Below are 14,052 nucleotides of genomic sequence, written 5' to 3' on the forward strand. Positions count from 1 at the left end.
CGTATGCAACAGGAAAGTATGGAACAGCAGCAAGCTGTCGAGCGCGAGAGCATGGATTTTGACGTGGTCATCGTCGGAGCCGGTCCAGCCGGTTTAGCCACCGCTTGTCGGCTCGGTCAATTAGCTCAAGAGCAGCAGCAAGAATTGATGATTTGTGTGGTTGAAAAAGGCGCCGAAGTGGGCGCTCATATTCTGTCTGGCGCAGTATTTGAGCCACGCGCTCTGAATGAACTGTTTCCTGACTGGCAAGAACGCGGCGCGCCATTAAAAACCGCGGTCACCGAAGATGAAATTTTATTGTTGAAAGATGCTAACAAGGCCACCCGCTTACCCGCCTTTGCGGTACCGAAAACATTTCACAATGACGGCAATTATATTGCCAGCATGGGTAACCTGTGTCGCTGGCTCGCCGAGCAAGCGGAGCAGCTTGGTGTTGAAATCTTTCCCGGCTTTGCCGCTGCCGAACTGATTAAAAATGAGGCGGGTGAGGTCGCTGGTATTATCACCGGTGACATGGGTGTCGCTGCGGATGGGCAGCATAAAGACGGCTATATGCCGGGCATGGAGTTACGTGCTAAATACACGATTTTTGCCGAAGGCTGTCGCGGCCATTTAGGTAAGCAATTAATAAACGACTATCAGTTGGCTGACGACGCTTCGCCACAGCATTACGCCTTAGGCTTTAAAGAGATATGGGATGTACCCGCTGAAGTTCATCAGCCCGGTAAGGTAGTACACACTGCGGGTTGGCCGTTAGACGAGAACGCTAGCGGTGGAGGTTATCTATATCATGCCGAGGATGGCCAAGTGTTCGTCGGATTAATTGTCGACCTTAACTACGCTAATCCTTACTTAAATCCATTCGCCGAATTTCAGCGCTTTAAAACTCACCCGAGCATTAAAGCCGTGCTGCAAGGCGGTAAACGTGTGAGCTATGGCGCTCGCGCTATCGCTAAAGGTGGCTTGCATTCGTTGCCGAAAATGAGCTTTCCTGGCGGACTATTAGTGGGTTGTAATGCAGGTACACTGAATTTTGCCAAAATTAAAGGCAACCACACCGCAATGAAGTCAGGTATGTTAGCGGCAGAAAGCGTTTTTTCTGCGTTAAATAACGCTGAAACGGCACCTGTTGAATTAACCGATTTCGATAAATCCATGAAAAACTCATGGGTATTTGACGAATTATATCGCTCAAGAAACTTTGGTCCCGCAATTCATAAATTTGGTACTTTCTGGGGTGGTGTTTATAACACTATTGATCAAAACTTCTTTGCCGGAAAGCTACCTTTTACATTTAAAGATGAGAAACCCGATTTTGCCTGTACCGAAACGGTTAATGCGCATAAAACCATTGATTATCCTAAGCCCGATAATCAAATTACTTTTGATCGATTATCGTCGGTTTACTTGTCTAATACCAATCATGCCGAAGACCAGCCCTGTCATTTACGTCTGAGCGACCCCAGTATTCCGATCGAAGTCAATCTGCCCACATACGCGGAGCCAGCGCAGCGCTATTGTCCAGCGGGTGTTTATGAAGTCGTCGAAGAAGCGGGTCAACAACGTTTCCAGATCAATGCGCAGAACTGCATTCATTGCAAAACTTGTGATATCAAAGATCCGAGTCAAAACATTACTTGGGTAACCCCAGAAGGTGGCGGTGGTCCAACCTATCCGAATATGTAATTAGATATATTCGAATGAAAACTTAAAGGCGCTAATTTGCGCCTTTTTTATTAAGAAAGTGTAAATGGTCGATATTTTTCTAATTTATTAATTGCTTTTAATAATCTTAATTTGTTAAATCTAAATTCTCGGGATACACTATCTGGGCTAAAAACAAGTTGAGAAGGCTAAAGGTGAGTTATGAGTGAATTTATTAATATTTTAACCCATGGTCGCCGTTTAAAAGCGGCTACAAAAAACTTATCAGTTTCTGAATTAGAAGAAGTCCAGCAGAAACTTGAGAAAGTCATTTCTGATCGTCGTGAAGAAGCTGAAGTTCAGCGTCGCGAGGAACAAGAAAAAGCTCAAAAAATTGAAGAATTCAAAAAAGCGATGGCCGATGCCGGGATTGATGTTTCCGATATCATTGAAAAAGAAATCGGCGGCGATGCCATTAAGAAGCCCCGTAAAAAGCGTGCGCCTAAGCCACCTAAATACGCTATCGTAGAGAACGGTGAACGTATTACTTGGACCGGTCAAGGTCGTATGCCTAACGCATTGAAGCATGCACTTGAGAAAGGCAACAAGCTGGAAGACTATCTGATCAAGTAAAGCCATGCGCAGGTCAGGTAACTGCCTGTAACTGTCAGTACTAGCTTGCTAATGGGCCAATCGTTAAGCGGTTGGCCTTTTTTTCACGGCGCGTTATAAGCGTGTAGCGTTAAGTCACTTGATTGCAACGACATCCTTGATTAGTCTAGCTGCTATCATCTTCAATCATCAGGGCCTATCGCCGTGCGATTTCTGTCTATTGCGAGCACTACCCTAGCGTTATCCGCGTTATTGACGTTAGCGGGTTGTAGCAGTTACCAATTTGAAAGCAATGCTGACCCAGAAAACTTTAAGCGTTATTTTGGTGAGCGCAATATCGACGTTTATATGAATGATGAAACGCCCGATCGCGCCTTTAAACTATTAAGTATTGTCACCGGTGAATCTTGCCAGGCAGCAAAAAACCAACCTCCAGCAAATGCCAGCGATGCCAAACAAGCATTACGTAGTGAAGCCTATCGCTTTAAAGCCGATGCCGTGGTCTATACGCAATGCTTCGATTTAAGTAGCCGTAGCGATAATTATTGTTACAGCAAAATGGCGTGTTTTGGTCAAGCCGTAGGATGGCAAAACTAACTCGACATAAAAATGGCGCCTATAAGCGGCGCCATCGATTTAGGGAGCATGGTATTTGTTAGCGTTTGTCGATGGTAACAATCACCTCACCAACGCCTGAAGAAGCTTTTACGCGATGTTTACCCTGCCCCTCGCTACGACTCTCCGATGACACCATCGCACGCTCACTGGACATTTTATCGACACCTTTGATTTGCGTATCGCCTACACCGCTATCCAACATAATACGTTCATAGTCGTCACCCAATAAGCGCACGTCAATTTGGCCAACGCCGACTTCCATATCAATATCGGTCATCTTAATATCACCGTTTATGGCACCCACACCCAGCTCAGCTTTCAAGCGGCTCAAACGCGGCATACTGATGACCCAGGTTAGCTCTAAATCGTCGTCGTTCTCGGTACTGATATCAATGCGATTGCCCTGTTGTTCGACAACCAATTCAAGCGCCTCAACATCACCGTCGTTCCAACCAAACCAATTGCCATCACTCTGTTCGGCAGTTAGCTGGATATCGACACTGTCGTCATCATGATAGACAAAGGTCACTTCGCCAACGCTGCCGTCAAATATCATCTCACCGCCAGCGCTAAACTCGTACTGTGCGGAAATTTCCCGTTGCTCATTATCCTTGGCTACTGCTGCCGAAACCAAAGTTACCGAACCAATCACCATTAACGCTGCAGACCATACCCATTTTTTCATTGTTATTTTCTCCATGTGCTTCAATCTCTTTACTGATTAAGACGCTGTTGTATAGCAAAAGGTTGAGCAACGCTTATGCCAATTATTTTTTATTATTTAAAATCATTGAGTTACAGGTTTATAGCGTGAATTTAACGAGAGCTTACGGTGTTATTCATTGGTCAATACGCGCATAATGTGGTGAAATTCGCACACCTGTTAGCGAATCAGATATCGCCGTTATGCCCTTGCAGCTAGAAGCCATTGCACATATACGTTCGCCCTACCCCGAAAAATTCTCGGTACCGCGGCAGCCCGGGCTGGTCGAGTCGGCGATCAGCGAGGTGGTGTTTAGCGACGCCATGCAACACATGGATGCTGTGCGAGGCATCGAGCAGTTCTCTCATTTGTGGCTAATTTTTGCCTTCCACCAAACCGCGGCACAAGGCTGGAAACCTCTGATCAGGCCACCACGCTTAGGCGGTAACCAAAAAATCGGCGTCTTTGCGAGTCGCTCGACCTTTCGCCCTAACCCGCTGGGCTTATCGGTGGTGAAGTTAATCAGCGTGTTACAACGTCCGTTGCGGCTGCAAGTCAGCGGCGCCGATTTAGTCGATGGTACGCCGATATACGACATCAAACCCTACATCGGTTACGCCGATGCCATTAGCGATAGCCAAAGTGGTTATGCTGAACACGCGCCAGCACCACTAACCGTGCGTTTTAGCGCTGTAGCCGAACAGCAATTACAGCAGCATCAGCAAACTTATGCTGATTTACGGCAATTGATACAACAAGTGTTAGGGCAAGATCCGCGCCCGGCTTATCAACGTCGCCAAGCGCCCGGCGAGCGCCAATATGGCACCGCTTTATATGATCTAAATATTCGCTGGCAAGTCGATAGCAACGGCGTCTTAGTCAGCGAAATTCAAGAGAATCGCGACAAACACTTTTGAGTCGACGCCGACGCTGATAGAATCCAGCCTTTATTTAACTGTTTACTGTCCAGCGAGAGACTTGAAGCCATGCGCAGCAGCCAGTATTTACTATCAACTCTGAAAGAAACCCCCAGCGACGCCGAGGTGGTTAGCCATCAACTGATGTTGCGTGCCGGCATGATCCGTAAAGTGGCCGCCGGTTTATACACATGGACACCGACGGGTTTGCGCGTGTTACGCAAAGTCGAGCAAGCGGTACGCGAAGAAATGCAAGCGGCTGGCGCTCTAGAAGTGTTAATGCCGATGGTGCAACCCGCCGATTTATGGCAAGAGTCAGGACGTTGGGAGGCTTATGGTCCTGAACTGCTGCGTCTGCAAGACCGTAACCAACGCGAGTTTGTACTAGGCCCAACCCACGAAGAAGTGATCGGTGAATTGGCTCGAAAAGAAATTAGCAGCTACAAACAGTTACCGCTAAATCTATTCCAGATCCAAACCAAGTTTCGCGACGAGATCCGGCCGCGCTTTGGCGTTATGCGCGCACGTGAATTTATCATGAAGGACGCCTACTCGTTCCACCTTAGTGAAGAAAGCTTGCAACAGACCTACGATAAAATGTATCAAGCTTACTGCAATATATTTACCCGCCTTGGACTCAATTTCCGTGCAGTTATCGCCGACACCGGTTCGATTGGTGGTAATCAATCGCACGAATTTCAAGTGTTAGCTAAGTCGGGCGAAGACGAAATTGCCTATTCTGACAGTTCAGACTACGCCGCTAACGTCGAAATGGCCGAAGCCTTAGTGACTCCTAGCGATATCAAAGAGATCCAACGTATCGCCGTGCAAGCCAGTGCCGAAAGCGATGTCGACTACGTTGAGCTGGTGTTACGCGCCGACCATCAATTAAATAGCGTCAAAGCAGAAAAGCTCTCAGCGGTTGCCGCGCCGTTACAACGTTTAGAGAATCCTCAAGGGCAGCTTTACCGTATCGTTGACCGCAGTGCCGAAGGCCTGACGGACGCTGATACGGTCGCCGATATTCGTAATGTGGTCAGCGGCGACCCTAGCCCTTGTGGTCAAGGTACACTGGCTATCGCACGTGGTATTGAGGTCGGTCATATCTTCCAACTAGGTAAGAAATACAGTGAAGCGATGAAAATTGGTGTGTTGTCAGAAACCGGCAAACACGAAACTCTGACCATGGGCTGCTATGGCATCGGTATTTCACGTATTGTTGCGGCCGCGATTGAGCAACATCATGACGACCGTGGTATTTGCTGGCCAGCACCATTGGCGCCGTTCCAAGTGGTTATTATTCCGATGAACATGCACAAATCGGCACGTGTACAAGAAGTCGCGGAAACGCTTTACCAACAGTTGCAAAATGCCGGTATCGAGGTGTTATTTGACGACCGTAAAGAACGACCTGGCGTCATGTTCGCCGATATGGAATTAGTCGGGATACCGCATCAAATCGTCATTGGCGAGCGTAATTTGGATGAGCAAGCGGTGGAATATAAGCACCGTAGCGGCGGCGATAAATCGCTGTTAAAAATTGATCAATGCTTGTCCTTTATTCAATCGCAGTTGGCTTAACGCAGGTCATAACACCGTTGTCGGTTAAAGCCTAGCTTGGCTGAGTAGCGATAGACGCATAAATCGAGCACTTAATAAAAAGCAGATAGCTACACACTATCTGCTTTTTTGTTTGTTAACACGGCTCAGGTTTACATACTGGGATTTACATACCGGTGTTTACATGCTGGGGGTTTACAATAAGCCTGCTAATAAAATCGCGTAAAAGCTTAGTATCCTTTCCTCTTTCTGTCATAATCGCGCGCTAACATCAGCATCCCGTTAATACCCGTGAATGCGATTAAGGCAAGTTATGATGCCGCGCTTCACGCCTTGTTTTTATGGTCAGTGAATGAAAGATTCGAAACTTAAATATGCTTATCGATGCGCGCTCGCACTCAGCACCGCACTGCTCAGCGTTGTCAGCTTAAACGCCTGTAGCCATCATCAAACCGATATCTCCAAGCTCAGCCAAGATCATCAGCAATCGACCGCCGCAGTGGTGATGATCTCGTTAGATGGTTTTCGCTGGGACTATATCGATAAATACGCGGCTCCTAATTTACGTGCAATCGCCGCTAACGGTGTGCGAGCCGAACAGTTACTGCCGGTCTATCCAAGCAAAACGTTTCCCAATCATATCAGCCTGATCACCGGCTTATACCCAACCCATCATGGCATCGTCGATAACCGCTTTTGCGATAAGCAACGCCAGCAGTGCTATAAAATGGGCATGGGTAAAGATGACTCAAGCTGGATATCGGGTATCCCGTTATGGAATCTAGCTGAAATCAATGGCGTTAAAAGCGCCACTTATTTTTGGCCAGAATCAGACGCGCGCATCAACGGTATGACGCCATCTTATTACTATCATTACGCCAAACCGGCACCCTATGAAGCGCGGGTGCAACAAATTCTGGCATGGCTACAATTACCGCCCACCGCACGCCCACAATTTGTCGCTGGCTATTTTTCGTTAGTCGATACTCAAGGTCATCATTTTGGTCCTGATGCCCCACAAACCGAAGCGGCGGTAAGCGAAGTCGATCGCATTATCGGTTTAATCCGAGCTGGCATAAAACAGCTTGATGAGCCCGTCAACTTGATTGTCGTTGCCGACCACGGTATGACCACCATTCAGCACGACCAAGCCATGGACTATCATCAGCTCGATATTAATAACGACCATTTTCAGGTGGTGAATGGCAGTACCCGCCTGATGCTGTATGCTAAGCCAAACACTAGTGCTGCCGAGATTGCCGCCGAGCGCCAGCGCCTCGCCAAGCGCGCCGCGGGTCGTTACCAACTGGTCGATGAAAGTTATTTGCAAGATCGTCACTACGTCGATAGTCCGCGCGTTGCCGATATTATTTTAAGTATCGACGCACCGCGTTATTTCAGTAGTAAAAGCTTTGCCGACAAAGCGGGCGATGACGATAAAAATAACATCGGTGGTACCCATGGTTACAGTGACAATCCCGACATGGGCGCGTTATTTGTTGCTGAAGGTCCGGCGTTTAAAGCCGGCGTAACGCTACCAGCGTTTGCCAACGTGAACGTTTACCCGCTGGTGGCAGCGCTACTGCAGCTACCTATTGATCACCCTATCGATGGTAGCATCACCCCGTTATTGCCAGCATTAAAGCCCGCTCTCAGCAAAAACATCATGCAAAGGAACAACAATCAATGAAAAAAATGGTAATGCTGTTACCCCTGTTCGTGTTCACCAGTATCGGTTATGCCGAACAAACGCAGCCGATAAATACCAGCGTGTTGCCGGAGCAGAACGTACAAAGCGTGTTATGGATGCAAAATGCGGGTGAGTACCGCGCCTTATGCTACCAAGCTTATAACATGGCTAAATTGGCGTTTGCGGCGGCGAAAGCCGAACAAAGCGAGGCACAATCAGGCAAAAAGCTAGCGGTCATGGTCGATTTAGACGAAACCATGATAGATAACTCGCCTTATGCCGCTTGGCAAATTAACAATCAACAGGGTTATCAGACCGACACCTGGAACGCCTGGGTAAACGCGGTGCAAACACCAGCCATCGACGGTGCTGTAGCACTTGCCAATTACATTACCGACAACGGTGGCACGATGTTTTATGTGTCTAATCGGTCGGTGCGTACACAAGCGGCCACCAAAAAGAATCTTGAACAGCTTGGTTTTCCCAACGTCAGCGACTTTACCGTGCGCTTAAAACAAGATTCGTCTAATAAAGCTTCACGCCTGGCTAGCATTGAAGCTGACGGCTATGAGGTTGTGGTATTGATGGGCGATAATCTGAATGACTTCCCCGAGCTGCAAACTTACCACACGCTTAATACACAGCGTAAGCAGATCGTTGATGCGCATCAGGCCGAATTCGGGCACCGGTTTATTTTATTACCTAACCCGTCATACGGTGACTGGGAACCGGGTTTAGGCGAGAATTATTACCGCCTTAGCGAAACAGAAAAACTCAAACTGCGGCAGCAAAGCCTACGTAGCTGGTCGCCACAGCCACAATAACAAGCAACAATGACGCTCAGCCACGGACTTGCGCAACAACGCATCCGTGGCTGCTAGCCGCTTTACGCCTCTTGCCCCGCCAACGGCTCAACGTAGTGCAAGTGCATATCCCAAGGAAAGTGAATCCAAGTCTCTTGATCTAAATCGGCGACATAGTCATCGACCGTTGCTAAGCCCTTTGGCTTGGCGTAAACCGTAATAAATTTAGCGCGCGGCAAACGCTGGCGTAAAAATGCCAAGGTATTACCCGAGTCGACTAAATCGTCAATGACAAGAAAACCCTCACCATCTTCGCTGGCGGTGACGTCTTTCAACAGTTGCAAATCACCACGCTGTTCGGTGTGGTTGTATGAACTGACGCTAACGCTGTCGACTAAACGAATATTGAGCTCGCGCGAGACAATCGCTGCCGGCACTAAGCCACCACGACTGACCGCAATGATACCACGCCATTGTTCGGCCGGTAGTTGACGTCGCGCCAGTTCTTTAGTGGCACGGTGAAGCTCTTCCCAGGAAACAAAAAACTCTTTATTGGCATGCCATGTCATGCTGCTTATCCTTACTGATTAAAGACCGCTAAAACGATTGACTTGGCAGCATCTTAGCACACTCACCGACAGCAATAAGCGTTGAATCGGCTTTCCTTATTGACCCTATCGTAGCGACTGGCTGATGCCTTCTGCTACAATGACCGCCATCAAGCGCTGGTCAACCAGCAACTGTATGAATAGATAAACTCGCGCTAAACAACGAAGGACCTATAGCCATGCCTCAAGTCATTTTCATTGATGCACAAGACAACCAATTTGAAGCCGATATCGAGGTCGGACATACGGTCATGGAAGGCGCTGTCGACCACATGATCGATGGTATTTTAGGTGAGTGCGGCGGTGTCTTAGCCTGCGCCACCTGCCATTGCTATGTTGACCCAGCTTGGCAGGATAAACTGCCGCCAGTGAGCGAGGCGGAGGCCGATATGATCGAGGCCGCGGTCGAGCCAAAAGCTAACAGTCGTTTAAGCTGCCAAATCGAGATGACCGAGGCCTTAGACGGTTTAGTTGTGCGTTTACCGCGCTCACAGTATTAATCAACCGCCGCCACTCGCACCAGCACCTGATCGTGATAGCCGGTGGTGACGCTAATCAGGCCGTTTAATTCACGGTCTAAGGCAACATCACCGGTGTCGACTTGTAGCGGCCGTCCTTGTAGGTCGTTTAATTTAGTTTTAGTCGCTACGACTCGGATCTGCGCTTTACCGATGCAACGAATAACTGCCGGCGAAAGCTGCTGATTGCCACGTCCGAACAGGTGTCCCTGACCGCCGATCAAGGTAATGACTAAGTAACGCTTATCGTGCTCGGCAAGCAATTTTTGTAATTGTGCAGCGGTAACGTCGGCGGCCAACAGCTTCTCATTACGCACCACATCGACGCCCAATAAGGTATTCGGCAGCCCCATTTCTTCCATAATCGCGGCAACCGTGGAGCCCGACCCCATCACATAAAGCGCATCGTCTTCCATCGATTCAATAATATCGGCGGCAATATCGGCTAACACCAACTCATCCGACTCTTTACCACCCATTTTCACGGCTTGAATATACTGCAACTCGGCGGGTACCAACATTTCACCGTAACGTCGCGCCCGCACTTGCCCCTGCCGGAATAACTCTTCATCGATATCCATGACATCGGCCAACTGCAAACTCGCCAGCTCGCCAATAACCAACTTTTCAATCACACGGCCAGCGGCAGTGGGACTGATAGCATAAACCCCGGAGTGAATTTTAACCCCAGCAGGAATACCCAACACCGGCTGTTGCTCGGGCACACATTGGCAAATATCGCGCGCAGTACCGTCGCCGCCAGCAAATACCAATAAGTCGACACCCTTAGCCAGCATCGCTTTTACCGCTGCTTGAGTATCTGCTGCCGATGTGACCTGCTCTGTACCAGCAGGGTTGCTGTGATAAACCACCTCAGCTTGCATACCTGCACGCAACAATGCTTGCTCACCCATATCGCCCGCGGCCGTCAACCAATGCAACTTATCGCGGTAATCGGTTAATAGCGCTAAACTGACGTCGACGCGCGCGTTAGCGCGTTGCTCGGCGCCTAATGCTATAGCTTGCTGCGCGGTTGTTGCGCCATCACTGCCCTTAAGCGCCACACTACCCCCCACGCCCGCCCAAGGGTTAATGGCTAAACCGATAACTAATTTTTCTGACATGCAGGTAAATCCGATTGGAAACAGCTTTAGCTCGCTAGTATAACGCGTCTGTCAGCGCGCTGCAGCAGCATGGCTAAGTCGCAATAATAGGCATGCATACTCATCCTAAGCGTAAGCATTAACTAAAGCGGGTAACGCCAAAAACAACAATGGGACAGCGGCTAGCAACTGGCACTAGCAAACTATCCCATTTTATTGTCTTGGCAATCAGTCTTGATTTTCTTCGCTTTCGTCTTCGATGGCTTGACCGGCTTTTTGCATATCTTTACCAAAGCCTTCAACCGTCGAACAGGCGCTCAAACCACCAATGCTAAAAGCCAGTAACAGTAATAATGCCATTGGGCGTTTCATACACTCTCCTTGTTCTTACATACGTCGCTTTTATGAGTTAACGCGCTTGCACCGACAACGATCAGTTCCGCGTTACGATAAAACAACGAGGATGCGTCCTCATTTAAGCAGTAGTGATAGGCCCGAAAAAAAGATCAGTGTAATGCTAACAAATTGGCGCACACGTTATTCCAATCAAGCCCATAGTAGGCACACAACGCACGAGCAAAGTACTCGGCTCGAGTCGGTAATAAGGCTTCAGTTAAGTAGCGCTGTAATTGCCGTAACACAGTCTGCCGAAACGCTTGACGGTCGACTTCGACGCCACCTAAGTTGTCGACACTGACTTGAAAATCGACACCAACGCAAGCCGAGAAAAGCCATTCCAACGCTTGTGGTTTGCCCTCAACTTGTTCAAATTGTGCTTGCTGCTCGGCGTTACGGCCATCGGGTTCATACCAATAGCCATAATCGAATTGTTGCCGTCGTGCCGAGCCGGCAATGCACCAGTGGGCAATTTCGTGTAATGCTGAGGCAAAAAAGCCATGCGCAAAAACGATTCGATTTAACCGCCGCTGCTGTTGCAAGCGTTGTTGTAAGCTAGCGCTAACCTCCATCTCACTCGGCAACGACATCTGCGCCGGTAAGTAAAAGGGTTCAGCATCACCAGCTAACAAACAGCTCTGTTCGGTATCGCTAAAACAGTGGCAAAAAATCTCGATTAATTGCCGGTAATGACGACAATCAACCGAGATTGATTTATTTATCAAGCTCATATTATTCGCTGTAAGCTTCACCTTCTTGCCACCATTTAGGCGCCGCTTCGCCCTTCAAATAATGGTCAAAAAATGCTTTCATTTTCAACGTGTAGTCGACCTTATTAGGATATTTTTTCAGGTGGTGCGGTTCGCCCTCGTACTGCAGCATCACCACCGGCTTGTGTAAGCGGCGTAGCGCTAAATACAATTCGATCCCCTGCTCCCACGGTACAGCACCATCCTCGTCACCAAACTCAATCACTAATGGCGTATTGATGCGGTCGGCATAAAACACTGGCGAGTTTTCAATATAAAGCTGCGGCGCTTCGTATAAGGTTTTACCGATGCGACTTTGCGTTTGTTCATACTGAAATTGTCGTGCTAACCCAGAGCCCCACCGAATACCGCTGTAAGCGCTGGTCATATTGGTCACCGGTGCACCGGCGACCGCCGCTTTAAAAATGTCGGTTTGGGTGATCACAAACGCCGTTTGATAACCCGACCAACTATGACCATGCAGCCCTATCGCATCAGGATCGGCAACGCCCATATCGACCAACTTCTGTACCCCCGGTACTAGCGCTTGAGTTGCGCTGGCGCCGGGCTCACCGACGGTAAACTTAACGTCGGGTAAAAAGACCGCATAACCATTGCTGGTGTAAAACGGAAAGTTGGGGCGATGATTAACCTTCATTTCGTTAAATTCATACAACCGTTGCGAGAAAAATCGGTAGTAATAAACCAACACCGGATAGCGCTTACCGGGCTCGTAATTGGCCGGTTTGATCAAGACGCCTTGCAGCGGCTCACCGTTGCTTGACGTCCACTCCACCAACTCGCTGGAACCCCACGCAAACTGATCGATTTGCGGATTCAAATCGGTCACTTGGTGCGGTTGTGCAAAACGGTGATCAGTAACCCACAAATCAGGAAACTGCTGAAAATCTTGCTCGCTAAACAGCAATACATCAGCATCCTTAGCCGCTTTTACAAAATCGTACTTTTTATTTTTTTCAATCAGCTGGCTCAGCGCGCGTTGATCGACTTCTAAGCGATAAAAACCAAAATGCTTGTCGCTGGTTGAATAGGCGCGTAGCAGCGGCGTATCGCTCAGCGTCAGTCGCTCTGGCTGCGTATCTACTAGCCGATATTGTAGTTGCTGCTGACGGCCTTGACCTTGAGTTAAGTTAATGGCTTTACCGGCCGGGGTAATTTGCCATACGTCATACTTATCATAGGTAATAAAACCAGCATCATCGGCTAACCAACCGGCAATCCCGTAACCAGACGCCGGGCGTGGATAGTCGTGATCTTCATCAGCCCAACTTATTCCCTCAGGCGCAACAACATCGCTTTGTTGCTGACGTCGGCTATCATAAATATGTAATTGGTTATCGCTGTACCACGCGACATAGCGACCCGATGGTGACAGCGAACGGTCAAAATAGCTGGATAAACGTGACGTCACTAACTGCCGTTTACCATTATTTAAATCAACCCAATACAAATCGTGGTAAAAGCCATCCCAAGTCATTTCTTGCAAGTAAGGGTCGCTGTCTTGCAGTAGCGCTGCATGGCGGTTTTCGCTAATGTTCAAATCGTCGCTGCGTTTGCTAGCAAGCAACTGATAGCGCTCATCATCGACCCAATAAACGCCGCTTACGGTTTGCTGCTGACGATCTTTATAGGTCAACTTTTCTTGCGGCTTAATACGCGCGTCGTCAGCATGCCAAACTTGCAGTTCGCGCTTAGCCAATAACGCCTCAACATCATAAATGTCATCACTTTTTTCGTTATTAGTGGCAACATTACTAGGCTGCGGTTGCAAACCAAAGAACAGGCGTGTCTGTTGCCCGCTGTTTTTGCTAAAACGCGGCAGGCTATTTTTACTCACCACTAAGGTCTGCCCGGCTTGTTTAATACGCGGGCTAATAGCTAACGCTTGTTGTTGCCCGTAGCGCCAATACAACACCCGGTAATCGTCTTGATTATCGGCGTCTTTAGCCGACATTTTGACCAACGCCGCTAACTGTTTGCCATCATCGGCAAAGCGTAAGTCGATGACCTCGGCAAGGTCGCTGGCTAAGGTCAGCTGTGACTGATTTTGCGTGTTAATGACGCGTAGTTGATATTGCTGCTGTTGCTCATCCGCCGCAGCGCTGGCCTC

The 14,052-nt window shown here is 48.6% G+C and carries 14 protein-coding genes; 8 read left to right on the forward strand and 6 right to left on the reverse strand.

Annotation, left to right across the window (positions count from 1 at the left end; translation table 11 throughout):
• The first annotated feature begins 3 nt into the window (after positions 1–3).
• From A10D4_RS04685 to rcsF, 3 genes are all read left to right on the forward strand, one after another.
• Positions 4–1,686, forward strand: coding sequence for an electron transfer flavoprotein-ubiquinone oxidoreductase (locus A10D4_RS04685; RefSeq protein ID WP_008488064.1), 1,683 nt, complete (start codon positions 4–6; stop codon positions 1,684–1,686).
• A 180-nt stretch (positions 1,687–1,866) separates the two neighbouring features.
• A complete protein-coding gene (locus tag A10D4_RS04690; RefSeq protein ID WP_008488065.1) occupies positions 1,867–2,277 on the forward strand; it encodes an H-NS family histone-like protein in 411 nt (136 codons plus the stop codon).
• Positions 2,278–2,460: 183 nt separating this feature from the next.
• Positions 2,461–2,853: an Rcs stress response system protein RcsF gene (gene rcsF, locus A10D4_RS04695; protein ID WP_008488066.1), complete on the forward strand. Its 393-nt coding sequence runs from the start codon at positions 2,461–2,463 to the stop codon at positions 2,851–2,853.
• A gap of 58 nt (positions 2,854–2,911) precedes the next feature.
• On the opposite strand, the gene A10D4_RS04700 is transcribed toward rcsF, so the two are convergent.
• Positions 2,912–3,559, reverse strand: coding sequence for a hypothetical protein (locus A10D4_RS04700; RefSeq protein ID WP_008488067.1), 648 nt, complete (start codon positions 3,557–3,559; stop codon positions 2,912–2,914).
• A 221-nt stretch (positions 3,560–3,780) separates the two neighbouring features.
• Here A10D4_RS04700 and tsaA point away from each other — a divergent pair, with 221 nt between their 5' ends.
• The 4 genes from tsaA (at position 3,781) to A10D4_RS04720 (ending at position 8,568) form a co-directional block, all read left to right on the forward strand.
• Complete coding sequence (gene tsaA, locus A10D4_RS04705) at positions 3,781–4,494, forward strand: tRNA (N6-threonylcarbamoyladenosine(37)-N6)-methyltransferase TrmO (RefSeq protein WP_008488068.1); 714 nt, start codon at positions 3,781–3,783, stop codon at positions 4,492–4,494.
• A gap of 69 nt (positions 4,495–4,563) precedes the next feature.
• Positions 4,564–6,075 (forward strand): proline--tRNA ligase, encoded by a 1,512-nt coding sequence (gene proS, locus A10D4_RS04710; RefSeq protein WP_008488069.1) that lies wholly within the window; start codon positions 4,564–4,566, stop codon positions 6,073–6,075.
• Positions 6,076–6,406: 331 nt separating this feature from the next.
• Positions 6,407–7,744 carry an alkaline phosphatase family protein gene (locus A10D4_RS04715; RefSeq protein WP_008488071.1) on the forward strand — a complete coding sequence of 446 codons (1,338 nt, stop codon included), beginning with the start codon at positions 6,407–6,409 and terminating at the stop codon, positions 7,742–7,744.
• On the forward strand, positions 7,741–8,568 hold the full coding sequence (locus tag A10D4_RS04720; protein ID WP_008488072.1) for a 5'-nucleotidase, lipoprotein e(P4) family: 828 nt from the start codon (positions 7,741–7,743) through the stop codon (positions 8,566–8,568). The genes A10D4_RS04715 and A10D4_RS04720 overlap by 4 nt, the downstream gene beginning before the upstream one ends.
• Positions 8,569–8,630: 62 nt before the next feature.
• On the opposite strand, the gene gpt is transcribed toward A10D4_RS04720, so the two are convergent.
• Positions 8,631–9,116 (reverse strand): xanthine phosphoribosyltransferase, encoded by a 486-nt coding sequence (gene gpt / locus A10D4_RS04725; RefSeq protein WP_008488073.1) that lies wholly within the window; start codon positions 9,114–9,116, stop codon positions 8,631–8,633.
• A gap of 218 nt (positions 9,117–9,334) precedes the next feature.
• Here gpt and A10D4_RS04730 point away from each other — a divergent pair, with 218 nt between their 5' ends.
• Positions 9,335–9,655 (forward strand): 2Fe-2S iron-sulfur cluster-binding protein, encoded by a 321-nt coding sequence (locus A10D4_RS04730; protein WP_008488074.1) that lies wholly within the window; start codon positions 9,335–9,337, stop codon positions 9,653–9,655.
• Here A10D4_RS04730 and A10D4_RS04735 read toward each other — a convergent pair.
• The 4 genes from A10D4_RS04735 to A10D4_RS04745 form a co-directional block, all read right to left on the reverse strand.
• Complete coding sequence (locus A10D4_RS04735) at positions 9,652–10,797, reverse strand: ATP-NAD kinase family protein (RefSeq protein ID WP_008488075.1); 1,146 nt, start codon at positions 10,795–10,797, stop codon at positions 9,652–9,654. The two genes, A10D4_RS04730 and A10D4_RS04735, sit on opposite strands and share 4 nt — an antisense overlap.
• A gap of 207 nt (positions 10,798–11,004) precedes the next feature.
• Positions 11,005–11,148 carry an entericidin A/B family lipoprotein gene (locus A10D4_RS13850; protein ID WP_008488076.1) on the reverse strand — a complete coding sequence of 48 codons (144 nt, stop codon included), beginning with the start codon at positions 11,146–11,148 and terminating at the stop codon, positions 11,005–11,007.
• 134 nt (positions 11,149–11,282) lie between these two features.
• Positions 11,283–11,903, reverse strand: coding sequence for an elongation factor P hydroxylase (locus A10D4_RS04740; protein WP_008488077.1), 621 nt, complete (start codon positions 11,901–11,903; stop codon positions 11,283–11,285).
• Between the two features lies 1 nt (position 11,904).
• The coding region (locus tag A10D4_RS04745; RefSeq protein ID WP_008488078.1) for a S9 family peptidase at positions 11,905–14,052 on the reverse strand (2,148 nt) is incomplete at its 5' end.

This window comes from Idiomarina xiamenensis 10-D-4, from assembly GCF_000299895.1.
Lineage (GTDB): Bacteria > Pseudomonadota > Gammaproteobacteria > Enterobacterales > Alteromonadaceae > Idiomarina > Idiomarina xiamenensis.